The following is a 23,045-nucleotide window of genomic DNA, read 5'->3' as shown; positions in this document are numbered from 1 at the left end:
AGGCCGGCTCAGCGGCCGAAGGTGTCGATGTTCTCGACGAGCCAGCGGCCGTCGCGGAGCACGACGTCCACGGCGAACATCGCGCCCGCGTAGACACCCTGGTCCCCGGCCTTGGCCGTCTTGCCCTTCGACGGCAGGCCGGCCGTGCTCACGCTGCTCTGGTCGGCGTAGACCAGGACGCGGGCGCGGTCGCCGTCGATCCGCTCCACCGCGCTGTCGGTGACGGTCGTGGTGATCACCGTCTTCTGCTCGGCCGCCTTGGCGAGCACCCCGCCCAGCAGCGTCCGGTGCTGGGCGACGGCCTTGCCCGTCAGGAGCGTCTTGCCGGCCCGCTCGAAGGGGGTGGTGTCGGCGTGGTCGTACGAGAACAGCGCGGCGACGGCGGCGCCCGTCTGCCCCTTGATCTCGCTGGTGCGGGCGAGATCCGTGAGCGCGGTGTTGCCGCGCGCGGGGTCGTCACGGAGCTCGCCCGCCCTGCTGTACGCCCAGCCGGCGAAGCCGCCGAGCAGAAGCGTCAGGAGGCACAGGACGGCGAGGGGGACGCGGCCGGCCCTCCGGCCACCGGTCGTCTCGCGGGTGGTCCCCTCACCGCCGGTCTTCCGGCCGTCGGTCGTCCGGCGGGCCCCCGTCTCCCCCTTCGGCTCCGCGGCCGTCTCCCGTACGGACTTCGCCGCCGGTCGTTCACCGGTGCGCGGGGCGGGTTCCGTGAGCACACCCGCGGGCGTACGGGTCCTGCCGCCGGGTCCCGACTGGTCGGCGAGGGCGGCCCGGCGGCGGCGCTGGCGGTTGAGGTGGTGGCGGGGCGTCGGCATCGTGCGTGTCCTTTCGGGTGCGGGCGGCTGTCGCGGTACGGGCCGGTCAGCCGACCGCCGTGCCGCCCACCGGGGCCTGCCCCAGCGCACTGAGCTTCCAGTGGCCGTCGGTGCGGGTGAGTTCGCCGAGCATGCGGCTGTCCTTGTCCGTGCTCTTGCTGTCGGGCGTCGTGACGGTGATGCGCAGAGCGACGAGCAGCCGGGCCCGCCCCGCCCGGTCGTCCAGTTCCGTGACGGCCCCGGACAGCACCCGGGCGGTGGTCACCGTCCTCGCGGCCCTCACCTGGCCCGTGAACTCCTTGCGGCCCTCGACCAGTTGTTCGTGCAGTGCACCGGTCGTGGAGGACTCCCAGAGGTCGAGCCCCTGCTCCACCCGTTTGTGGTCCAGGGTGTTGAGGTTCTGCACGGCCTGCTCCCCGGCGGCGAGCGCCTCGTCGCGCTGCACGGCGTACGCGGCGGAGTCGTCATGGGCGGCCGCGTACCAGTCCCGGCCGGCCCATGCCGCGGAGGCACCCGCGGCGAGGGTGAGCACGAGGGCCACGGCCAGGGCCGGGCGGATGCCCGCCGGGGTGCGGACCGGACGTGTCATGGGGTGCTCCCGTCTCCCGCTCATGGTCAGCGGGCCTTGATGTCGACGATCAGCCACCGCTCGCCCTGGAACTTCGCGGTGACGGTGAGCTGGGCCGCCGCGGACGTGGCGGTCGGCTCGTCCTGACGCGCGTCGTCCCGGCGCGAGGTCTGGTCGAGAAACACGAGGAGGCGCGCGCTGTCCTCGTCGAGTTCGATCACGCCGGTGCGGACGGTCTGGGTGCTGAGGGTGATGCGCTGCTCGACGAGCTTCGCGCGGACCTGGGCGAACAGGTCCGCGTACTGACGGGCGGCGCGTCCGGCGAGGACGGTTCCGGCGGAACGCTCCACAGCGTCGTCGCTCGCGGGTGTGTAGGAGAAGATCCGGGCGAGGCCCTCGCCGACGTCACCGCCGACGCGGGCGGTGGCCCCGGCGTCGGTGAGCGCGTGGTTGCGTGCCGATGAGGTCGACGTGAGCTGGTGGGCGCCGTGGAAGAAGGCGCTCCCGGCGAGGAGCAGGGCGGCGACGGCCGAGACGAGGGCCGCCTTCTGCCAGGTGGCGGGGAAGGAGCGGACGGGGACCTCCGCGTCCCCGTCCGTGGCCTCCGGCTCCCCCTCGACGAGGGTCGTGGCGCCGCCCGGGGCTTCGGGTGCGGCATCGCCCGGGGCCTCGGCTGCGGCGACCGCCGGGGTTCTCGTCGTGGCGACGGCCGGGGTTCTCGTCGTGGCGACGGCCGTCTCCTCCGGTTGCTCCGGTGCCTCTCCCCCGTCGGTCGCGGGCTCGGTCGACCGGGCGGTCGTCGTCCTGCGCAAGAGTCGCGTCATTCGTCCTCGTTCTCCTCGGCTCCGGCGACGGGGACCGCGCTCAGCGCCGCGACTCTCCAGGTGTCCTCGCCGGTGCGCGTCAGGACCGCCTCCAGGCGCTTGCGGTCGGTGGTCGCGGCGCCGCCTCCGCGCGGGGTGACGTCGACGCGGACGGTCGCGATGAGTTTCGCCGTACCGGCTCTCGTGTCGAGCGCGGTGAGGGCGGCCTCGGTGACCGTGGCGCGCGCCGAGGCGCCCACCGCGGGTGTGGTACGCCCCAGTTCGGTGCGGAGCGGTCCGGTGGAGGCGTCGCGCCAGGCCCGGATGCCCGCTGCGGCGTGCTCGCGGGTCGAGGCGTCGAGGGAGTTGAGGACGGTGAGACGGTCCCGGCCCTCGGCGAGCGCCGTGTCCCGTTCGCGGCTGAAGGCGAGGCCCTCGTCGGTACGGGCCTGTGCGTAGGTCCAGGCGCCGGTGCCGCAGAAGCCCAGGGCCACGACGAGGGCGCCGGCGCCGAGGATCCGGCCCCGCCTCATCGGGTGCCGCCGGTGTTCAGGCCGAGGAGACCGGCCATGTCCGTCGGCCCGCCGTTCTGGCCGGGCAGCGCGAGCGCCCCGGGCAGCGCCCGCCCCGTGTCCGTCGTGGTGCGCGCGCTGCCCGAGGGCAGGGAGCCGGGCCGGGCCGGTACGGGGACGCGGCCGCCCTTCGGCGCGTGGGCCGAGCCGCGTACGTTGACCCCGGCCGCGGCGGAGCCCGTACAGGAGGCGCCGGTGTTGAGGGCGGGCGCGGTGCCCAGGTCGAGACCGTTGCGGTAGCGCGTGGCGCCGTATCCCGAGGTACAGGGCAGCGGCTTGAAGAAGGTGACGGCCATGCCGAAGTTCATGCGGCCTCCTTCGACGGCGGTGGCTCCGGCGGAGACGGCCGTCGGGTACTTCACGAACAGTTCCTCCATGCCGCGCTGCCGGGTGACGGCGATCTCCGAGGTGGTCAGGAGGTTGGCGAGGACGACGCTCAGGCTCGGGTCGAGATCGCGCAGGAGTCCGCTGACCTGGCCGGTCGCGTCGGGGGTGACGGCGAGGAGGCGGCGCAGGTCGCCGTCGGAGCCCTTGAGGGTGGTGGCCAGGGTGCGCGCGCCGGTGGCGAAGTCCCGGATGGCGCGGCTCTCCTCGGCCTGGGTGCGCAGGACGACCTCCCCGTCGTCGATGAGCCGGGTGGTGGCAGGCAGCGACGTGTCGGCGGCCTGGACGAAACGGCTGCCGCTGTCCAGGAGGACCTGGAGGTCGTCGCCGTGTCCCTGGAAGGCCTTGCCGAGTTCGTCGACGACCGTGCGCAGGGACTCCAGGGGTACGGAGCCGGTGAGGTCGTTCATGCTCGCGAGCACGTCGGTGACCGGTGCCGGTACCTGGGTGTCGGACTGTTCGATGCGGGCGCCGTCGGCGAGGAAGGGGCCGTCGTCGCTCTCGGGGCGCAGGTCGATGTACTGCTCGCCGACGGCGGAGAGTCCGGCGACCACGGCCCGCGCGTCGGCGGGGATCCTCGGAGCGGACTTCTTGATGCGCAGTTCGGCCACGACGCCTTCGGCGGTCAGACCGATGTCGCCGACCCGTCCCACGGAGACGCCCCGGTAGGTGACGTCGGAATGGGTGAACAGGCCGCCGGTGCGGGCGAGATGGACCCGCACCGTGTAGTGGTCGGCGACGCCGGCGTAGCGGCCGAGGTCGGCGTAGCGGACGCCGACGAAGCCGAGGACGAGGACGGCGATGACGAGGAAGGCGAGGTTCTTCAGCCGTACGGTACGGGTGATCACCGGGTCTCGCCTCCGTCCTTCGGCGGGGTGGCCGGGGGCAGCGGCAGGGGCGGGTGCGTGCTCGGGATCCGGCCGCTCGCCCCGGTTCCCCCGCGGGCGGCCGGACCCGGGTCGGACGGGGTGGGGGTGGGCGTGGGCGTGGGTTCGGTCCTGGGGATCAGCGGCGGGATCACCTGGGTTCCCGGGGCGGCGGCGAGGTGCAGATAGGTGTTGAGGTAGTCGCCCTTGACCCCCCGCAGCACTTCGTCGGTGAAGGGGTAGGTGAGCAGTACCTGGAGCGATTCGGGCAGGTCGGCACCGGCGTCCGCGAGTGCCGTGAGGGTGGGCGCGAGGGCCTTGAGGTCGGCGACCATGTCCTTCTTGCTCGCGTCGATGGTGGTGACGGCGACCCCGGACAGGGTGTCCAGGGCGCGCAGCATGGTCAGCAGAGAACCCCGTTGGTTCTCCAGCGTCTTGAGACCGGGAGAGAGTCCGGTGAGGACCGTGTCGACGTCCTTCTTGCGGCCGGCGAGGGTGGCGGAGAGCCGGTTGAGGCCGTCGAGGGCGCGGGTGATGTCGCCGCGGTGGGCGTCCAGGGTCGTGACGAGGGTGTTGACCCGTCTGAGCATCGCGCGGACCTCGGGTTCGCGTCCGCCGAGCGCCGCGTTGAGTTCGCGGGTGATGGTCTTGAGCTGGTTGACGCCGCCGCCGTTGAGGAGCAGGGACAGGGCGCCGAACACCTCCTCGACCTCGGTGTTGCGGCTGGTGCGGGCGAGCGGGATGACGCCGCCGTCGGCGAGCCGTTCGCCGTCGTCCTTGGGCGGGGCGACGAGCTGGATGTACTTCTCGCCCAGGAGGCTCGACTGTTCCAGGCGGGCGCCCGCGTCGGCGGGCAGCCGGACGTCGCCGTTGATCTTCAGGGTGACGCGGGCGGACCAGGTGTCGGCTCCGAGCTCGATGGCGGTGACGCGGCCGACGGCGACGTCGTTGACCTTGACCGCGGACTGCGGCACGAGGCTGAGGACGTCGTCGAGTTCGGCGGTGACCGTGTAGGGGTGGGAGCCGAGGTCGGCGCCGCCGGGCAGGGGCAGGTCCTCGATGCCGTCGAAGCGGAAGGGGTTCCCCGGGGTCACGCCGAGGACGACGGCGAGCCCGACGCCGAGCGCGATCACTCCGACGGCTCCGGCTCCGGCCGCCCTCCGGGTGGGCAGGGCGGGGCGTCTCATCGCTCCCCCTTTCCGGTGGCCGCCGAGGGAGCGCCGGTCGGCGAGGAGCCGCCGGGCCCCACCGCGCCCCCGGCTCCCCCTGAGCCGCCGGTCGACGCCGAGCCGCCGGTCACCGGCAGCGGGAGCAGCGGTCCGCCCATGCTGATCTCGTTGAGGTTGGCGCGGCCGTCCAGGGTGCGGGTGTCCTTGTTGTACGCGTTGACGACATTGCCGGCGGCGAGGGGGGCGACATCGAGGGCTTCGGCGAGAGAGGCGCGCTGGTCGACGAGGGTCTGGGTGAGGGGGACGAGCCGGTCGACGTTCTTCTTCAGTTCGCCGCGGTTGTCCTTGATGAACGCCTTGACCTGGACGAGGGCCTTGCCGAGTTCCTTGAGGGCGCCCGCGAGGTCGTCCTTGTTCTCCGCGAAGTAGCCGACGACCTCGTCGAGGCGTTCCTGCGCGGTGCGGACGTCGCCGTCCTTGTCCTTGAGCATGGTGGTGAAGGTCTGGAGCCGGCCGAGGGTGGTGAAGAGGTCCTCGCTGCTGCCGTCGAGGGTCTTGGCGGCCTTGCCGAACTCCTTGATGGAGGTGCCGATGGACGTGCCGTTGCCCTTGAGGTTCTTCGCGCCGGTGTCGAGGAGTTCGGACAGGGCGCCGGTGGAGTTGGCGCCGTTGGGTCCGAGTGCCCGGCTCAGTTCGGTGATCGAGTCGTAGAGCTGGTCGATCTCGACGGGGGTGCGGTTGCGGGCGGCGGGCAGTTCCGCGCCGTCGCCGAGGGTGGGGCCGGTGCTGTACGCGGGGGTGAGCTGCACGTACCGGTCGGCGACGATGCTCGGGGCGACGACGAGGGCCCGGGCGTCGGCGGGAACGCGTACGCCCTCGTCGAGGAGGAGCCGGACGCGTACCCGGGTGCCCTGCGGCTCCACGGACTCGACCTCTCCGACCCGTACGCCGAGGACGCGCAGGTCGGAGCCCGCGTAGATGCCGACCGTGCGGTCGAACCAGGCGGTGATCCGGGTGCCGTCGTCGTCGAGGACGCGGACGGCGACGAGACCGCAGGCGGCGAGCAGCACGAGGGCGAGCCCGGCGACGAGGGGCCTTCTGGGTCTGGTCATCGTTCACCGCTCCCCTTGGCCGTCGCCTTCTGTTTCGGCGGCAGGCATCCGGTCGTGGGCTGCGAGGCCTCGGGCAGATAGGTGCGGGGCACCACTCCGCACAGGTAGCTGTCGAACCAGCGGCCGCTGCCGAGGGTGTTGCCGACGAGCCGGTAGTACGGGCCGATCAGCGCGAGTGTCTTGTCGAGCTGGCCGCTGTTCTTCTCCAGGACTCCGGTGACGCGGCCGAGGGCCTTGAGGGTGGGGCCGAGCTGCCGGTCGTTGTCGCCGACGATGCCGCTGAGTTCGGTGCCGAGCGCCCTGCTGCCCTTGAGGAGGGCCCGGATGGCGTCGCGGCGCTTCTGGAGTTCGCCGAGCAGGGAACCGCCGTCTTCGATGAGGGTCTCGAAGCTGGACTTCTTGTTCTCCAGGGTCTTGGTGAACTTCCTGCTGTTCGACAGGAGCCGGGCGAGTTCGGTGTCGCGCTTGGAGACGGACTTCGACAGTTCGGAGAGGCCGGTGGCGGCGTTGCGGACGTGCGGCGGCGAGTTCTTGAAGGTGTCGGAGATCGTCTCGAAGCTCTCCGCCAGCCGGGCGGTGTCGATGGCGTCGACGGTGCCGCTGAGGTCCTCGAAGGCCTGGGTGACGTCGTACGGGGAGGTGGTGCGCGCCTGCGGGATGCGGGTTCCGGGGTCCTGCCGGTCGGAGCCAAGCGGGTCGAGCGCCAGGTACTTCTCGCCGAGGAGGGTCTTGATGGCGATGGCGGCGGTGGAGCGGTCGCCGACCCAGGCGTCGCCGACCTCGAACGTCACCTTGACCTTGGCTCCGTCGAGGGAGACCTCGGTGACCTTGCCGACCTTGACGCCGGCGATGCGCACTTCGTCGCCGGCGTCGAGTCCGGCGGCCTCGGAGAAGTCGGCGCTGTAGGTGGTGTCGTCGCCGACGAGGGGCAGCCGTTCCACGTTGAAGGCCAGGGCGGCGACCAGGGCGAGGAGCAGCAGTCCGGCGACGGCGACGGCGATCGGGTTGCGCTCCTTGACCGGCTTGAGCCGGGGGCGGGGGCTCATCCGCGGCACCTCGGTTCGGTCACGGCGATCCCGGTCGGCGGCTTCGAGCCGTCGGATGTTCCCACGCCGGTCACGCGCGCCTCGCAGAGGTAGAGGTTGAACCACGATCCGTACGAGGACAGCCGTGCCAGGGCGGTCATCTTGGCGGGGGTGTTGGCGAGGAAGGACTCGATGGCGGGGGTGTGCTCGCCGAGGGTGCCGGAGAGCCTGCCGAGTTCGCGGATGTCCTTCTTGAGGGGAGCCCGCGCCTCCTGGAAGAGCCCGGCGGTCGTCGTGGTGAGGGCGCCGATGGCCTGGACCGCCTCACCGAGGGGTTTGCGGTCGGTGTTGAAGCCGGTGACGAGTTTCTGGAGGGTGACGACGAGGTCGTCGAAGGCCGCCTCGCGGTTGTTGAGGGTCGTGAGGACGGTGTTGAGGTGGGTGACGACCTGGCCGATGACCTTGTCCTTGGCGGCGACCGTCTTGGTGAGGGAGCCGATGTGGCGCAGCAGGCTGTCGACGGTGCCGCTCTCGCCCTGGAGGACCTGTACGAGTGATCCGGCGAGGTCGTTGACGTCGGCGGGCGAGAGGCCCTCGAAGAGCGGCTTGAACCCGTTGAAGAGCAGGGTCAGGTCGAGGGCGGGGGTGGTGCGGGCGAGGGGGATGGTGTCCCCGTCCCGCAGGGTGCCGGCCAGGTCGCCGCTGCCCCGGTCGAGGGAGACGTAGCGCTGCCCGACCATGTTGAGGTACTTCACGGCGGCGGTCGCCGAGCGGGGCACCGAGCGGTCCTCGCGGACCGAGAAGGTGACCTGGGCGGTGCGCCGTTCGACGACGCGTACGTCGGTCACCTCGCCGACCTTCACTCCGGCGATGCGCACGGAGTCGCCCTTGACGAGCCCGGTGACGTCGGTGAACAGCGCCTTGTACGAGCGGGTGGCGGAGCCGACCCCGGTGTTGGCGATGCTGAGGCCGAGGACGGTGGTGGCCAGCGCGGTGACCAGGGCGAACGCGAGGGACTTCAGGAGCGTGCCGGTCAGTCCGCGGCGGCGCGTGGGGGTGGGCCGTTTCGTCATCGGAGGGTCACCTCCGCGCCGCGGAACGCCGGGCCGACCAGTGTGCTGCTCCAGTCCGGCAGGTCGCCGGGCCGCTTCTTCGCCCCGGGGGCGAGCAGTTCGTTGACGAGGTCGTTCTCCTGCGGGGAGTTGGCGGGGCCGAGGTCCTGGTCGGCGGCCGCGGAGGCCCGTACGGCGGGTGCGACCGGGATGCCGAGGTAGGGGACGGGGTAGCAGCGCGGGCCGCCGCCGGAGCCGTACGACGGCGTGTCCCGGCCGGGGACGTACGCGCCGCGCGAGGGCACGGTGGTGACGTCGACGTGCAGTCCCGGCTGGTTCGTTCCCTTGCCGAGGGCCTTGTCCATGGCCGGTACGAACTGGGCGAGGGTGCGCAGGGTGCAGGGGAAGGACGGCGCGTACTCGGCGAGCAGTTGCAGGGTGGGGCGGCTGGTGGCGCTGAGCCGGATGATGTTGTTCTTGTTCTGGCGCAGGAAGGCGGTGAGGTCCTGGGCGGTCCTGGTGGTGGAGCCGAGGGCGCCGGCGAGGTCGGCCTCCTTCTCGGCGAGGGTGCCGCTGGTGGTGGTGAAGTCGGTGAGCGCCGTGACGATGTCCGGGGCGGCGTCGGCGTAGAGGTGGCTGACCTTCACGAGTTCTTTCAGGTCGCGGGTGAGGGCGGGAAGGTGGGGGTTGAACTCCCGGAGGTGGGCGTCGAGCCGGGTGAGGGTGTCACCGAGCTTGTCGCCGCGCCCTTCCAGGGCCTGGGAGACGGCCGACAGGGTGGCCGAGAGCTTCTGCGGCTGGACGGCGGTGAGCAGGGGCAGGACGTTGTCGAGGACCTGCTGGAGTTCGACGGCGTTGCTGGAGCGGTCCTCCGGGATGACGTCGCCGGGGCCCAGCGGCTCGGCCGTGGAGTCGCCGGGCGGTACGAGGGCGACGAACCGTTCCCCGAAGAGGGTCGTGGGGAGCATCTGGGCGCGGACGTCGGACGGCACGTGGCGGAGGGTTCCGGGCCGCATGGCGAGGGTGAGCCGGGCTCCGCCGTCGGTGGCGTCGATGGCGCGGACCTCGCCGATGACGACGCCGCGGAGTTTCACCTCGGCGCCGAGGTGCATCTCGTTCCCGACGCTGCCGGTCTCGACGACGATCGGGTCGGAGTCGGTGAACTTCTTGTCGTAGACGGCGACCGCGAGCCAGGCGAGCAGGGCGGGCACCAGGAGGAAGACCACGCCGGCGAACCGGCGGCGCAGGGTCTCGGCACGTGAGTCGCTCATCTCACCCCGCCACCTTCACGGTCGTGGTCGCGCCCCAGAGGGCGAGCGACAGGAAGAAGTCGGTGACGCTGATGAGCACGATGGCGTTGCGGACGGAGCGGCCGACCGCGATGCCGACGCCGGCGGGGCCGCCGGAGGCGCGGAAGCCGTAGTAGCAGTGGGCGACGATCACCATCACGCTGAAGATCAGCACTTTCAGCACCGAGAGCAGGACGTCCGTCGGTGACAGGAAGAGGTTGAAGTAGTGGTCGTACGTGCCCTGGGACTGGCCGTTGAACAGGACCGTCACATAGCGCGAGGCCAGGTAGGAGGAGAGCAGGCCGATCGCGTACAGCGGGACGATGGCCACGACACCGGCGATGATGCGGGTGGTGACCAGGTACGGCATGGAGCGGATGCCCATGCCTTCGAGGGCGTCGACCTCCTCGTTGATGCGCATGGCACCGAGCTGGGCGGTGAATCCGGCGCCGACGGTCGCGGAGAGGGCGAGCCCGGCGACGAGCGGGGCGATCTCGCGGGTGTTGAAGTAGGCGGAGACGAAGCCGGTGAACGCGGCGGTGCCGATCTGCTCCAGGGCGGCGTAGCCCTGGAGGCCGACGACGGTCCCGGTGAAGAGCGTCATCGCGATCATGACGCCGATGGTGCCGCCGATGACGCCGAGGCCGCCGGAGCCGAAGGCGACCTCGGCCAGCAGCCGTTGCACCTCCCTGAGGTAGCGGCGCAGTGTCCGCGGTACCCAGAGCAGGGCCTTGACGTAGAACAGGAGCTGGTCACCGGACCGGTCGAGCCAGACGAACGGGGAGGCCATCGCGCTCAGCCTCCCTTCGGCGGGACGATCTGCAGGTAGATGCCCGTCAGCACCATGTTCACGAAGAACAGCAGCATGAAGGTGATGACGACGGACTGGTTGACGGCGTCGCCGACCCCCTTGGGGCCGCCGCGGGGGTTGAGTCCCCGGTAGGCGGCGACGATGCCGGCGATGAACCCGAAGATCAGGGCCTTGAGTTCGCTGATGTAGAGGTCGGGCAGCTGGGCGAGGGCGGAGAAGCTGGAGAGGTAGGCGCCGGGGGTGCCGCCCTGGAGGATGATGTTGAAGAAGTAGCCGCCGAGCGTGCCGACGACGGAGACCATGCCGTTGAGCAGGACGGCGACCGCCATGGTGGCGAGGACGCGCGGGACGACCAGCCGCTGCACGGGCGAGACGCCCATGACCTCCATCGCGTCGAGCTCCTCCCGGATCTTGCGGGAGCCGAGGTCGGCGCAGATGGCGGAGCCGCCGGCGCCGGCGATCAGGAGGGCGACGATGAGGGGGCTGGCCTGCTGGATGACGGCGAGGACACTGGCCCCTCCGGTGAACGACTGGGCCCCCAGCTGCTGGGTGAGCGAGCCGACCTGGAGGGCGATCACGGCGCCGAACGGGATGGAGACGAGCGCGGCCGGCAGGATGGTGACGCTGGCGACGAACCAGAACTGCTCGACGAACTCCCGGAACTGGAAAGGGCGTCGGAAGACGGCCCTGGTCACTTCGGCGGCGAGGGCGAAGAGCCGGCCGGTCTGCCGCAGCGCGCCGGTGATCACGAGCCGCTCCCGGTGATCCGCTCCCGCTTGGGCAGGGTGTACGCCGCGCCGTCCCTGGCGTAGGTGTCGCGAATGGCGGCCTGGGCGGCGTGCGGCAGCCGGTCGAGCATGCCGAGGACGCGCTCCCGGCGACGTCCGACGGCCGCGCGCGGCGGGAGGCCGGGCGAGGGCTCCAGCTGCGGGACGATGACGCGGGGCGCGGGCGGAAGGGTGGCGGGGTTGTCCAGCTCGGCGGCGAGCAGGGCGGCGTCCTTCTCCTCGGACATGCCGATGGGGCCTTCGCGGCGGCCGGCGAGGAACTGGGTGACGACCGGTTCGTCGCTGGTGAGGAGGACCTCGCGCGGGCCGAAGGTGACGAGGTTGCGCCGGAAGAACATCCCCATGTTGTCGGGGACCGTGGCGGCGATGTCCAGGTTGTGGGTGACGATCAGCATCGTCGCGTCGATGCGCGCGTTGAGGTCGATGAGCAGCTGCGACAGATAGGCGGTGCGGACGGGGTCGAGCCCGGAGTCCGGTTCGTCGCAGAGGACGATCTGCGGGTCGAGCACCAGGGCGCGGGCCAGGCCGGCCCGCTTTCGCATGCCGCCGCTGATCTCGCCCGGGAGCTTCCCCTCCGCGCCCAGCAGGCCGACGAGTTCGATCCGCTCCATCACGATGCGCCGGATCTCGGACTCCCGCTTGCGGGTGTGCTCGCGCAGCGGGAAGGCGATGTTGTCGAAGAGGGTCATGGAGCCGAAGAGGGCGCCGTCCTGGAACATGAGGCCGAAGAGTTTCCGGGTCTCGTAGATGTCTCGTTCCGGGCTGCTCACCATGTCGACACCATTGATGAGAACACGGCCCTGTTGGGGTTTGAGCAACCCGATGAGCGATTTCAGGAAGACCGTCTTCCCGGTTCCGGAAGGGCCGAGCATCACGCTCACCTCTCCGGCCGGCAAGGTCAGGGTCACGTCCTGCCAGATATTCTGCTTACCGAAGGACATGGTCAGACCCTCAACGACTACTTCGATTCCCATCCCACCTCCAGCAAGCGTGCGTCGGGGGTGCGCCGCGGGCGCACGTTAAGTCGGTGCGGATCACTTGGACAAGAGGCTTGGCGCAAAATCCTTGATCCGCTCCTGTATTTGTCACCACGGAGACAAAGACCGGGTTCGACTTTGTCTGCACGGAGACACACGGATGGGCCGACCTGCGACGCTGTCGTCGCCCCGGGAACGTTACGACCGAGTAACCTCCTCGGGCAATACCGGATGCGGAGTTTTCGACGCCAGATGCGGGGTGGCTCGGCATTTATCAGGCGGGAGACAATTCCATTCCGCCGGTTGTCACCGGGGAGAGCAACGCCTAATCCAGCCATCCCTGATCGATCATAATTGTCGACATTGCGCACCGCGGAACCAAGGCGATTCCGGCCACCGCTCACCCGCTTGACAGGCAATTAGCCTTCTTCAAAGAATCATGGACTGCGGCATTGTTCAGCTAAGTTTCCCGCAAGTAACGTCAGGTTTCGCGGCCGAGAAATACCGGGCCGCCGGCCGCTCCCCCACCGCGGTCGCACCCTCAGCTGGTCAATCCCCAAGGAGAGTCCGGGACCCATGAAGAAGCAGATCAGAAACTTCGCCGTCGTCGCCGGGGCGGCCACCGCCGCGTTCGCCCTCGCCGCCGGCCCCGCCTCGGCCGTGCCCTCGACCGTCTGGACCGTCAACCCGACGCCCGCCAGCTTCACCGCGGCCAACAGCGGCAACGTCGTGCTGAGCGTCAACGGCATCGCCATGACGTGTACGAAGTCGAACGCCTCGGGCACCATGGCGAGCGCCACCGGCAACCCGGCGACCGTCGCGTCCATCAGCGCCATCGCCTTCGGCGCCACGGGCGCGCCCTGCACCAGTGTCCTGGGCAACGTGACCACCGTCGCGACCACCCCGTGGACCGTGGTGGCGCAGGACTACACCGCCGCGACCGGGGTCACCAAGGGCTACGTCGGCAACGTCGACGCCAAGGTGACGGTCGGCGCCTGCGTCTTCCGCGTGACGGGCAAGGCCTCCGGCACGTACACGAACTCGACGGGCAAGCTGGCGGTCAACAGCGTCTCCGGCGAACTGACCGTCGTCTCCTCGACCAACTGCGGCTCCGCCGTCCCGGTCGGCGCCAAGCCGCTCTTCAAGGGTGACTACCTGGTCAAGGTGGCCGGCACCAGCACCATCCCGACGATCGTCGGCTCCAACCCGTAACACGCGAGAACCCGCGTCCGCCCGTCCGGCGACCCCGGCCGGGCGGACGCGGGGCTGTCCGCGCCCGCACACGAACGACCCCGAGCGGAGCACCAGATGAGAGGCCCACGGCCCACCCCCCGGTCCACCCGCGTCCGCGCACGCGGGGCGACGATCGCCGCGTTCGTGGCGCTCGCCCCGCTGCTTCCCGCAGCGGCCGTCGCCGTCGGGACGCTGAAGGTCGACGCCGCCCTGCCCTACGTCTGCACCCTGCCCTCGGGGCAGCAACCGGCGACGGTACGGATCAGGGCGACCGTCCCCGACCGGGCGACCGTCGGCGAGACGATCGAGGCGGCCGACGCCGGCACGACGCTCGAACTCCCGGCCGCGGCCGTGGCCGAGCTCACCGCGCTCAAGGCCGCCACCGTACGGGCGGAGACGCTCCTCACGGTCGGCGTGGGCCAGAACGGCGAGAGCACCGACGTCGCTTGGCGCGGCACGACGCAGCCCTCCGCCGTCCCCGCCGACGGGCCGCTCACGCTCACGAGCACCGGCGACGTGCCCGCTCTCACGACGGGCACCGCCGGCGACCTGACCCTCACCGCCGGAAGCCTCGCCGTCGACCTCGCCCCGAGCACGGCCGACGGCGCGCCCACCAGTCCGGCGTCCCTCTCCGTCAGCTGCGTCCCCGGGCCGGACGCGGCCGGACGTACGGGACTCGCCGTGATCCCCGTGACCCCGGGCGCCGTCACCACCCCGAGTCCGAGCACGCCGACCGCTCCCCCGTCGGGTCCTTCCTTCCCCCCACCCCCCTCGTCGCCCTCGTCCCCGGCCCTCCCCTCCGGAGCGCCCTCGGCGCCGACCGGCCGGGAGACCGCGAGCACGACGACCGGAGCACCGCGGGACCCGGCGTCCGCCAGTGGCGCGGCCAAGGGCCCCAGGGTCGCCGCCGACGGCACGCCCGGCACCACCGCCGGACGCCCGAAGGCGCCGCCCTGCATCACCGAGCAACCGACCTCCACCTCGCTCTCCGCGTACATCACCGGCTACTCCAATGTGCGCAAGCTCGACGGGGCCTCGCTCATCCCGGTGTCCTGCGTCCAGTTGGAGCAGGGCGAGCCCGTGATCGACTTCCGTCCGGACGGCACCCTGCACCTGCTCCAGAAGTCGGAGGGCTCCCTCCGGTACCAGGGGCGCAAGCAGTCCCCGCCCTTCTCGTCCACCTTCCTGACCTTCGGCTTCGCGCCCACCACGGCGACCCTGGTGCTGGAACAGGCGGGACCCCTGATCGTCGAGTCGGACGTCCTCCTCGTCTTCCCCGACAACATCGCGGAGACCTACATCCGGGTGCCTCTCGTCCTGCGCGTTCTCGACGTCGAGGTCAACGGCACCCGGCTGGACGTCGGCCCCGACTGCCGCACGGTCACGCCGCTCGCCTCCCCCGAGCCCCAGCCCGCCAAGTACCCCGGTGACCACCTGGTGCTGCTCGGCAAGGGCCAGCTCCTCAACGGCACCGACGCCACCGGCTACGTCCTCACCAGTGGCGGCCCGCTCACCGGCGAGGTGACGGTCCCCGCGTTCAAGGGCTGCGGCGCCGGCGGCGAGAACCTCGACCGCCTCCTCACCGCGTCCATCTCCGGCCCCGGCAACCACATCAGGCAGATCCAGGGGCAGACCTGCGCGGTGGGCGTGGAGGTGCCCACCGAGGGCCAGTGCACCGCGGACCGCCAGCCGTACGTGGTCCCCAAGCCCGAGCGCTGAGCCCGCGCGCCGGTCCGTCGCCTCCCGCTTGACCGCTCGCCCCGCCCCGCACCCCCGCACCCCCGCGCCCCCTCAACGAAAGGCACCGTCATGCCCCTCGTCTCCTCCCGCACGCGCCTCGCCACGCTCTCCGCCCTCACCGCGCTCGGCGCCTTCGCCTCCATCGGGACGGCGACGGCCACCGGACCCCAGCTGAACGGCAGTTGGGCGCCCTCCAACCGCTGCCCCGTCGACGCGGCCGGGATGCTCGCCTCGGACGGTCTCGACACCTCGCCGCAGTGCGTCGTGTCCTACTCCGTCAGCGGCTCCATCAAGCTGGGGAACACCACCGTGCCGACCGGGAGCACCAACCTCCAGATCGGCGTCGTCCAGAACCCCGACGGCACCAGCACCGTCGCCGCCCCGGCCGGCGGCGCGCTCATCGCCGCCCCGGCCACCGTCCCCGGCGGCCTCCTCGGTCTGATGTGTCCCAGTGACATCCCGTTCATCAGCGACATCTGCCGGCAGCTGACCGATGCCAAGCTGAACAAGATCACCGCCACCATGGAGTCGGTCGGCACCCCCTCGGACTTCGACCAGATCGCGGGCGTCCTCACCGACAAGCCGATCGTGTCGATCCCGGTCCGCATCCGCCTGGAGAACCCCTTCCTGGGCGGCAACTGCTACATCGGGACGAAGGCCAACCCGATCATCCTGCGCCCGAGCAACCTCACCTCGCCCGACTTCGGCGTGGAGCGCTTCAACGGCGACGGCTCCCCGAACGAGGAGGGCGACATGAGCCGCCTCAACATCCTCGGCTCCACCCAGAGCGACAAGACCTTCGCCGTCCCGGGCGCCAGCGGCTGCGGCCTCGGCTGGTTCGGTCTGATCGACGCGGCGGTCAACCTCAAGACGGGGCTGCCCTCCGCCGCCGGCAAGAACAGCCTCACCCTCGACAACACCCAGACCCACCTGACGGGCCTCTTCGCCCCCGGTCTCGCCGCCCCCGACGCGGGCAAGGTCCTCTCCCGGAACTGGCACTCGGCGGTCCGGTAACAGCCACCCAGGGTCGATTCCCGGCCTACTAGGTAAGCGCGTACCCCTCCGGCACGCCAACTCTTGCTCAACGTGTGTACAGCACACAGCAGTTGACTTAGCTTCAGCAGTCCACGTAGGTACGCACCTGACGACCACGGCGGCGCCCATCACGCCATGCTGGGCTCCGCACCGTCGCTCCCCCACCGGTCGCGTAGGAGAGCAAGGGATCGGTTCATGCCCGCAATCGCCCAGTCGCCGGACATCGGTGAACCGCTCGAACCGCTCCCCAGGGAGTTCGCCGCCCTGATGAGGCCGGAGATCCCCGGCCTCATCAAGGAGATCGGCATGGAGGTCCAGCGGACCTACCCCGTGTACGCCCATCTCTTCAACGGGCCGCACTCGGACGCGATCCGCCAGGGCGTGGAGCAGGCACTCGCCGCCTTCGTGGAGCGGGTCGCCGACCCCGGGACGAACTCGGCCCTCAGGGACGAACTGCTGCGCAAGTTCGGCCGGGTGGAGGCCTACGAGGGGCGCGACCTCGACACGTTACTGGGCGCCTACCGCCTGGGCGCGCGCGTCGCACTGCGCCGGGCCAAGATCATCGGACGGACGTACAACCTCTCCCCCACCCTGATCCTCGCCTTCGCCGACGCCCTCTTCGCCTACGTCGACGAGCTGGAGGCGCTGTCCCGCGAGGGCTACGTCATGGTCCAGACCCGTGCGGTGTCCGATGTGGCCGCGCTGCGAAGACAGTTACTCCACCTGGTCGTCGCCGGGCCACCGCTGCCCCGGGCGACGATCGCCGAGCTGTGCCGGGACGCCTCCTGGCAGCTCCCCGCCGAGTGCACCCTGGTCGCCCTCCGCCCGCCGCTCGCCGAACTCGTCCAGGCGGGGCTCGACCGGGACGTCCTCGCCGACCTCAGCCTTCCCCAGCCGTATCTGCTCATCCCCGGCCCGCTGACCGCCGACCGTCTCACGATGCTCGGCTCCGCCCTGGCCGGCACCTCCGCCGTCGTCGGTCTGACCGTGCCGCCGGCGCAGGCCGCCCATTCCATCCGCTGGGCCCGGCGCGTCCTCCACCTCATCGACGACGGCATCGTCGCCGACGCTCCCCTCGTGCACTGCGAGGACCATCTGACAACGTTGTGGCTGCTGTCCGACCCGGCCCTGGTGGCCCAGCTCGCCCAGCGCGAACTCGCCCCGCTCGACGAGCTGTCCGGCACCCGGCGCGACCGGCTGATCGAGACCCTGCGGGTCCACATCTCCACCCGGGCGCCCGCCGAGCAGGTCGGTGAGATGCTCGGCGTGCACGCCCAGACGGTCCGCTACCGGCTGCGGAACCTGGACAGCCACTTCGGCGACCGGCTCCTCGACCCCGACCATCGCTTCGCCCTCGAAGCGGCCCTGCGCGCGCTCCACCTCGGCGGGAAGCGGAGGGACTGAGCGGGGGCGGCGTCCGCGTCGTCGGGGCGCGACCGCGACGACGCCCGTCTACGCCGTCCTGGGCGTGAGGCGGCAGCGGGCCGGGCCCGCCGCCTGCAGGGTGATCGCGGGCGCCACGGGCACCACCGTGTCCACGGCCTCGAAGTCGTACCGCTGGAGGATCATCGCCAGCGCGATCACGGACTCCAGCATCGAGAAGTGCTGGCCGATGCAGGCGCGCGGGCCGCCGCCGAAGGGGAACCAGGCGTAGCGGGGGCGGGCGGCCTCCGCCTCGGGTGTGAAGCGGTCGGGGTCGAAGCGCTCCGCGTCCTCCCAGTAGTCCGGGTGGCGGTGGGTGACCCAGGGCGCGACGATGACGTCCGCTCCGGCCGGGATGGCGACGCCGCCGATCCGGGTGGCGGCGACGGCGCGGCGCCCGATGACCGGGGCGGCCGGGAAGAGCCGCATGGCCTCCTTGAGGACCTGGGTGACGTACGGCAGGGCGTCGAGGTCCCCTGCGCCGGGGACGCGGCCGGCGAGGACCCGGTCGACCTCCTCGTGGGCCCGCTTCCGCTCCTCCGGGTGCAGGGCGAGGAGGTGGAGGGCGAAGCCGAGGGAGGTGGCGGTGGTCTCGTGGCCGGCGAGCAGGAAGACGAGGACCTGCTCGCGCAGCTCGGTCGCGTCGAAGCTGCCGTCCTCGGCGCTCTCGGCCTCGACGAGGAGGGTCAGCAGGTCCTGGCCGTCGCCGGGGGCACGGCCGGAGCCGCGGCGCTCGGCGATGATGCGGTCGCAGACCTCGTACAGCGCCCGGTGGACGGCGGCCGCGCGACGGTTGCCGGGGGTGGGCCAGTCGCGGGGGACGTTGAGCGGGGAGTAGCCGCGGCGCAGGACGTAGGCGCCGACGTCGGGGAAGCTGTTCTCGACGATCTCGACGGCCGCGTCGACGTCCGTGCCGAAGAGGATGCGGGCGACAGCGCGCAGGGCGAGGCGTGCCATGTCCTGCAGGACGTCGACGGACGCGGCGTCGGCCTCCCGCCACTCCTCGGCGAGGGTGGCGACCTCGGCGGCGATGGCGGCGGCGTAGCCGTCGACCCGGCGGCGGGTGAAGAGGGGCTGGACGAGCCGGCGCTGGCGGAGGTAGTCCTCGTCCTGGCTGGTGAGCAGCCCGTTGCCGAAGGACTCGCGGACCTCCTGGTAGAAGGCGTTGTCCTTGCGGAAGTTGGCCGATTCCCCGGCGAGGACCTGCTGGGCGCCCTCGGCGGAGAAGACGCCGTAGACGGTGGCGCGGATCCCGGGCGGGCCGGCGGTGATCCGTACGACGTCGCCGTGGTCGCGGCGGGCGCGGAGGAAGGTGCCCAGGGAGTCGTTCTTGAGGTCGAACAGGGAGCCGAGCAGCGGAAGCCCCGCGAGTTCGGGCGCTTCGGCACCGGTGGTGATGGCCATGAACGGTTCCCCTCGATCGTCGCCTGACGGGTGATTGTCCCGCAGGAGGTGACTCACGGGTAGGGATCCTCGAACGGTGGACCGAATCTGGCCTGTTGGCTCGATCCGGGCGACTGTCAGTGGTGTCTGAGAGGCTCGCCGCATGGAGCGACCCGAGATGACCCTGCAACTGACCATCGACTGCGCGGACCCGCAGCGCCTGGTGCCGTTCTGGCTGGAGGCTCTGCGGTACGTCCCCGATCCGCCGCCCGAGGGCCACGCCACCTGGCGGGCGTACTGGGAGGCGATCGGTGTCCCCGAGGACGAGCTGGGCGAGGGCGCCGGAGAGCTCCCGGAGTCCATCGTGGATCCCGCGGGCGTGGGCCCCCGGGTCTGGTTCCAGCACGTCCCGGAGCCGAAGACGGTCAAGAACCGCGTCCACCTGGACCTGAAGGTCGGCGGCGGCCGCGGGGTGCCGCTCGCCGTGCGCCGCGAGCGGGTGGACGGCGAGGTGACGCGGCTCACGGCCATCGGCGCGACGATCCTGTACACGATGGACGAGCCGAACGGCATGGACTACTACGCGGTGGTCCTCCAGGACCCCGAGGGCAACGAGTTCTGTCTCGTCTGACGTCCAGCCCGGCAGGGCGGGACGAGGTCCGTGGCAGACCGCCTCGCGCGGATGACGAGGAACAGGAGACCGAGGTGGCCGAGACGACGGTGGCCGAGGTGATGGCCGAGCTGGCCGCGCTGGAGGACCCGAAGGCGCGCGCGGTGAACGAGAGACACGGTGACGACCACGGTGTGAACCTCGGCAAGCTGCGCGCGCTCGCGAAGCGGCTCAAGACGCAGCAGGACCTCGCGGAGCGGCTCTGGGAGACGGGCGACGGCGCGGCGCGACTGCTGGCGCTGCTGATCTGCCGCCCGAAGGCCTTCGGGCGGGACGAGCTGGACGCCATGCTCCGCGGGGCGCGCACGCCCAAGGTGCACGACTGGCTCGTGAACTACGTGGTGAAGAAGAGCCCCCACGCCGAGGAGCTGCGCGTGGCATGGACCGCCGACCCGGATCCGGTGGTCGCGAGCGCCGGCTGGGCCCTGACCACCGAGCGGGTCGCGAAGAAGCCCGACGGGCTCGACCTCGACGGGCTACTCGACGTCGTCGAGGCGGAGATGAAGGACGCCCCGGACCGTCTGCAGTGGGCGATGAACCACTGCCTGGCCCAGATCGGGATCGAGCACCCCGAGCAGCGCGCCCGGGCGCTGGGCATCGGTGAGCGCCTGGAGGTGCTCAAGGACTACCCGACACCCCCGGGCTGCACGTCTCCGTTCGCGCCCGCCTGGATCACCGAGATGGTGCGCCGCCGAGAGGGGGCGTAGCGGGGTCCTGTCGGCCCTGGAGCGCATCCGGCGGCAATCGCGGCCCCTGGATGCGCTCCGGCGGGAATGCGGCCCTCCGCTCCGACGGCGTGGCGGAACGCACGTCCGAATCCTGCCTGCTTTGTCAGACCCGGGCCCTAGCCTTGGACGCATGTCCGATCACCACAGAGAGCCCCCGAGTCCTGAAGCCCTCAACGACGCCATCCGCACCCTCTGGGTGCGCGCCGGCGAGCAGCAGCGCTCCCTGACCGCCGACGAGCAGCGGATCTATCAGGTGCTCGTGGCGGCATGGGCCGAGGCGACGCAGGCGGAGCAGGGGCTCGCGGCTTAAGGATCCGCCTCGTCGCGGCCGGGCCGCGGGCCCCCGAGCGTCGTCGGCCTCTCGGGACCGGCCTGCTTCGGGAGGTCCTTGCCGGGGGTGAATCGCCTCCGGGGTGGGGAAGGCCCGTACCTCCACGGTGCGGGCCCCTCTCCTCCTGGACTCTTCCGTGCGCGTCCCGCCGGGAGGTCCGGCCGCGCACTCGCCTACTTCGCGAGGGCCCGGCTGATCACCATGCGCTGGATCTCGCTGGTGCCTTCGAAGATCGTGTAGATGGCCGCGTCGCGGTGCATGCGCTCCACCGGGTACTCGCGGGTGTAGCCGTTGCCGCCGAGGATCTGGATGGCCTGGGCGGTGACCTTCTTGGCGACCTCGCTCGCGTACAGCTTGGACATGGAGCCCTCGGCCGCCGTGAAGGGCTTGCCGGCCGTCGCCATCCAGGAGGCGCGCCAGACCAGGAGGCGGGCCGCGTCGATCTGGGTGGCCATGTCGGCGAGCTGGAAGGCGACGCCCTGGTTCTCGATGATCGGGCGGCCGAACTGGACGCGGGTCTTGGCGTAGTCGAGGGCGACCTCGTACGCGGCACGGGCCGTGCCGACGGCCATGGCGCCGACCGCGGGGCGGGAGGCCTCGAACGTGGCCATGGCGGCGTTCTTCACACGCTCGCCGCCACCGGCCCTGGCCTTCTCGCGGGCCCGGGCCAGGCGCTCGTCCAGCTTCTCCTTGCCGCCGAGCAGGCAGTGGCCGGGGACGCGGACGTCCTCCAGGACGACCTCGGCGGTGTGGGAGGCGCGGATGCCGTGCTTCTGGAACTTCTGGCCCTGGGAGAGACCGGGGGTGTTCGGCGGCACGATGAAGGAGGCGTGGCCCTTCGAGCCGAGCTCGGGGTCGACGACCGCGACGACGACGTGGACGTTGGCGATGCCGCCGTTGGTCGCCCAGGTCTTGGTGCCGTTGAGCACCCATTCGTCGGTGGCCTCGTCGTACACCGCGCGGGTGCGCATCGAGGCGACGTCCGAGCCCGCGTCGGGCTCGGACGAGCAGAACGCGGCGACCTTGACGTCGTTCGCGTCGCCGTACATCTGCGGAACCCAGGTGCCGATCTGCTCCTCGGTGCCGTTGGCGAGGACGCCGACGGCGGCGAGGCCCGTGCCGACGATGGAGAGCGCGATGCCGGCGTCGCCCCAGAAGAGCTCCTCCATCGCCATGGGGATGCCGAGACCGGTCGGGTCGAAGAACTGCTGGGCATAGAAATCGAGCGAGTAGATGCCGATCTTGGCCGCTTCCTGGATGATCGGCCAGGGAGTCTCCTCACGCTCGTCCCATTCGGCGGCCGCGGGGCGCATCACATCGGCGGCGAAGCCGTGGAGCCAGTCGCGGACCTGCTTCTGGTCATCGTTGAGTTCGAGCGTGAACTCGCCCATATTCCCTCCCAGCAGTACGTTACTTGCGGTAACACCAGTCTGTTACCGGCTGGTATGGGCTGTCAACCTGCGAAGGAGCGATTCGGCCCGACCGGCAGCGGACACCGGACGGGTGTTACGTTGCGACAGCCTCACGAATCGCACGGGCGGGGAGACACGCTTATGGACATCGCACACCGGACCACCGACCAGCAGACGCCCGCCGAACAACGGCGACGCGAACTGCTGGAGGCGGCGGACCGGGTGGTGCTCCGGGACGGCCCCAAGGCGTCCATGAACGCGATCGCGGCGGAGGCGGGCATCACCAAGCCGATCCTCTACCGCCACTTCGGCGACAAGGGCGGCCTCTACCGCGCCCTCGCCATCCGGCACACGGACGCCCTCCTCGCCGCCCTGCGGGCCGCGCTCGACGCGCCGTCCGACCGCCGCCGCCGCGTCGAATCCACCCTCGACACCTACCTGGCCTCGATCGAGGCGCTGCCCCAGGTCTACCGCTTCCTCATGCACCCGGCGGAGGAGTCGCACCAGACCGAGCAGGGTTTCGACGTCGGCCGGCACTCCGCGCCGCTGCTCCGGCGGATGGGCGAGGAACTCGGCCAGGTCATCGCCGAGCGCGTCGACCTCGGCCCCGGCGCCGATGCCCAGGCCCGGATCTGGGGACACGGCATCGTCGGCATGATGCACGCGGCCGGCGACTGGTGGCTCGGCGAGCGCCCCTGCTCGCGCGCCGACCTCGTCCGCAGCCTGGCCGACCTCCTGTGGGGCCGCCTCGCACAGGCACCGGACCTCCCTGGCGGACCGGGCTTCTAGCGCATCGCCGGGGCCGCCGGGCCCCGGCACCCCCGGGCCCGCAGGTCCGGCACCCCGAACCTCCAGCGCGGCAC

Annotated in this window: 23 protein-coding genes; 8 read left to right on the top strand and 15 right to left on the bottom strand. The window is 71.5% G+C overall.

Annotated features, from left to right (window positions below):
- Nucleotides 1–8: 8 nt before the first annotated feature.
- From IF00_RS0110690 to IF00_RS0110630, 13 genes are read right to left on the bottom strand one after another with little or no spacing between them, the layout of a single operon-like run.
- Nucleotides 9–812 carry a hypothetical protein gene (locus tag IF00_RS0110690; protein WP_030316751.1) on the bottom strand — a complete coding sequence of 268 codons (804 nt, stop codon included), beginning with the start codon at nucleotides 810–812 and terminating at the stop codon, nucleotides 9–11.
- 46 nt (nucleotides 813–858) lie between these two features.
- The gene (locus IF00_RS0110685) at nucleotides 859–1,401 is read right to left on the bottom strand and encodes a nuclear transport factor 2 family protein (RefSeq protein WP_030316750.1); all 543 of its coding nucleotides are present in this window, start codon (nucleotides 1,399–1,401) and stop codon (nucleotides 859–861) included.
- 26 nt (nucleotides 1,402–1,427) lie between these two features.
- Nucleotides 1,428–2,204, bottom strand: coding sequence for a hypothetical protein (locus IF00_RS43185; protein WP_030316749.1), 777 nt, complete (start codon nucleotides 2,202–2,204; stop codon nucleotides 1,428–1,430).
- The gene (locus tag IF00_RS0110675; RefSeq protein ID WP_030316748.1) at nucleotides 2,201–2,716 is read right to left on the bottom strand and encodes a hypothetical protein; all 516 of its coding nucleotides are present in this window, start codon (nucleotides 2,714–2,716) and stop codon (nucleotides 2,201–2,203) included. The genes IF00_RS43185 and IF00_RS0110675 overlap by 4 nt, the downstream gene beginning before the upstream one ends.
- The gene (locus IF00_RS0110670; RefSeq protein WP_030316747.1) at nucleotides 2,713–3,987 is read right to left on the bottom strand and encodes an MCE family protein; all 1,275 of its coding nucleotides are present in this window, start codon (nucleotides 3,985–3,987) and stop codon (nucleotides 2,713–2,715) included. Before IF00_RS0110670 ends, IF00_RS0110675 begins: the two co-directional genes overlap by 4 nt.
- The gene (locus IF00_RS0110665) at nucleotides 3,984–5,192 is read right to left on the bottom strand and encodes an MCE family protein (protein WP_030316745.1); all 1,209 of its coding nucleotides are present in this window, start codon (nucleotides 5,190–5,192) and stop codon (nucleotides 3,984–3,986) included. The genes IF00_RS0110670 and IF00_RS0110665 overlap by 4 nt, the downstream gene beginning before the upstream one ends.
- Nucleotides 5,189–6,286 carry an MCE family protein gene (locus IF00_RS0110660; RefSeq protein WP_030316743.1) on the bottom strand — a complete coding sequence of 366 codons (1,098 nt, stop codon included), beginning with the start codon at nucleotides 6,284–6,286 and terminating at the stop codon, nucleotides 5,189–5,191. Before IF00_RS0110660 ends, IF00_RS0110665 begins: the two co-directional genes overlap by 4 nt.
- On the bottom strand, nucleotides 6,283–7,332 hold the full coding sequence (locus IF00_RS0110655) for an MCE family protein (RefSeq protein ID WP_030316741.1): 1,050 nt from the start codon (nucleotides 7,330–7,332) through the stop codon (nucleotides 6,283–6,285). Before IF00_RS0110655 ends, IF00_RS0110660 begins: the two co-directional genes overlap by 4 nt.
- Nucleotides 7,329–8,384 (bottom strand): MCE family protein, encoded by a 1,056-nt coding sequence (locus IF00_RS0110650; RefSeq protein WP_030316739.1) that lies wholly within the window; start codon nucleotides 8,382–8,384, stop codon nucleotides 7,329–7,331. Before IF00_RS0110650 ends, IF00_RS0110655 begins: the two co-directional genes overlap by 4 nt.
- Entirely contained in the window at nucleotides 8,381–9,634 is a 1,254-nt protein-coding gene (locus IF00_RS0110645; RefSeq protein WP_030316738.1) for an MCE family protein, read from the bottom strand. The genes IF00_RS0110650 and IF00_RS0110645 overlap by 4 nt, the downstream gene beginning before the upstream one ends.
- A gap of 1 nt (nucleotide 9,635) precedes the next feature.
- Nucleotides 9,636–10,442 carry an MlaE family ABC transporter permease gene (locus IF00_RS0110640; RefSeq protein WP_030316736.1) on the bottom strand — a complete coding sequence of 269 codons (807 nt, stop codon included), beginning with the start codon at nucleotides 10,440–10,442 and terminating at the stop codon, nucleotides 9,636–9,638.
- A 5-nt stretch (nucleotides 10,443–10,447) separates the two neighbouring features.
- Entirely contained in the window at nucleotides 10,448–11,212 is a 765-nt protein-coding gene (locus tag IF00_RS0110635) for an MlaE family ABC transporter permease (protein ID WP_030316734.1), read from the bottom strand.
- A complete protein-coding gene (locus IF00_RS0110630; protein ID WP_030316732.1) occupies nucleotides 11,209–12,225 on the bottom strand; it encodes an ABC transporter ATP-binding protein in 1,017 nt (338 codons plus the stop codon). The genes IF00_RS0110635 and IF00_RS0110630 overlap by 4 nt, the downstream gene beginning before the upstream one ends.
- 579 nt (nucleotides 12,226–12,804) lie before the next feature.
- On the opposite strand from IF00_RS0110630, the gene IF00_RS0110625 reads away from it, so the two are divergent.
- The 4 genes from IF00_RS0110625 (at nucleotide 12,805) to IF00_RS0110610 (ending at nucleotide 17,640) form a co-directional block, all read left to right on the top strand.
- Complete coding sequence (locus IF00_RS0110625) at nucleotides 12,805–13,440, top strand: hypothetical protein (RefSeq protein ID WP_030316730.1); 636 nt, start codon at nucleotides 12,805–12,807, stop codon at nucleotides 13,438–13,440.
- Between the two features lie 96 nt (nucleotides 13,441–13,536).
- Nucleotides 13,537–15,180, top strand: a complete 1,644-nt coding sequence (locus IF00_RS0110620; protein ID WP_030316728.1) for a DUF6801 domain-containing protein — start codon at nucleotides 13,537–13,539, stop codon at nucleotides 15,178–15,180.
- A 90-nt stretch (nucleotides 15,181–15,270) separates the two neighbouring features.
- Entirely contained in the window at nucleotides 15,271–16,215 is a 945-nt protein-coding gene (locus IF00_RS0110615) for a hypothetical protein (RefSeq protein ID WP_030316726.1), read from the top strand.
- Nucleotides 16,216–16,431: 216 nt separating this feature from the next.
- Nucleotides 16,432–17,640, top strand: a complete 1,209-nt coding sequence (locus tag IF00_RS0110610) for a PucR-like N-terminal domain-containing protein (protein ID WP_030316724.1) — start codon at nucleotides 16,432–16,434, stop codon at nucleotides 17,638–17,640.
- Nucleotides 17,641–17,688: 48 nt separating this feature from the next.
- Here IF00_RS0110610 and IF00_RS0110605 read toward each other — a convergent pair whose 3' ends face one another.
- Nucleotides 17,689–19,062 carry a cytochrome P450 gene (locus IF00_RS0110605; RefSeq protein ID WP_030316723.1) on the bottom strand — a complete coding sequence of 458 codons (1,374 nt, stop codon included), beginning with the start codon at nucleotides 19,060–19,062 and terminating at the stop codon, nucleotides 17,689–17,691.
- Between the two features lie 142 nt (nucleotides 19,063–19,204).
- On the opposite strand from IF00_RS0110605, the gene IF00_RS0110600 reads away from it, so the two are divergent.
- The 3 genes from IF00_RS0110600 (at nucleotide 19,205) to IF00_RS0110590 (ending at nucleotide 20,749) form a co-directional block, all read left to right on the top strand.
- Nucleotides 19,205–19,672, top strand: a complete 468-nt coding sequence (locus IF00_RS0110600; protein WP_030316722.1) for a VOC family protein — start codon at nucleotides 19,205–19,207, stop codon at nucleotides 19,670–19,672.
- A gap of 101 nt (nucleotides 19,673–19,773) precedes the next feature.
- Nucleotides 19,774–20,418 carry a DNA alkylation repair protein gene (locus tag IF00_RS0110595; RefSeq protein ID WP_051820065.1) on the top strand — a complete coding sequence of 215 codons (645 nt, stop codon included), beginning with the start codon at nucleotides 19,774–19,776 and terminating at the stop codon, nucleotides 20,416–20,418.
- A 151-nt stretch (nucleotides 20,419–20,569) separates the two neighbouring features.
- Entirely contained in the window at nucleotides 20,570–20,749 is a 180-nt protein-coding gene (locus IF00_RS0110590) for a hypothetical protein (RefSeq protein WP_030316720.1), read from the top strand.
- A 194-nt stretch (nucleotides 20,750–20,943) separates the two neighbouring features.
- On the opposite strand, the gene IF00_RS0110585 is transcribed toward IF00_RS0110590, so the two are convergent.
- Complete coding sequence (locus IF00_RS0110585; protein ID WP_030316719.1) at nucleotides 20,944–22,161, bottom strand: acyl-CoA dehydrogenase family protein; 1,218 nt, start codon at nucleotides 22,159–22,161, stop codon at nucleotides 20,944–20,946.
- Nucleotides 22,162–22,323: 162 nt separating this feature from the next.
- On the opposite strand from IF00_RS0110585, the gene IF00_RS0110580 reads away from it, so the two are divergent.
- Nucleotides 22,324–22,971 carry a TetR/AcrR family transcriptional regulator gene (locus IF00_RS0110580; protein ID WP_030316718.1) on the top strand — a complete coding sequence of 216 codons (648 nt, stop codon included), beginning with the start codon at nucleotides 22,324–22,326 and terminating at the stop codon, nucleotides 22,969–22,971.
- Nucleotides 22,972–23,045: the final 74 nt, after the last annotated feature.

Origin of the sequence: Streptomyces flavochromogenes (genome assembly GCF_000717595.1) — a bacterium.
GTDB lineage: Bacteria > Actinomycetota > Actinomycetes > Streptomycetales > Streptomycetaceae > Streptomyces > Streptomyces flavochromogenes.
This window is presented reverse-complemented; position numbering and strand designations above follow the sequence as displayed.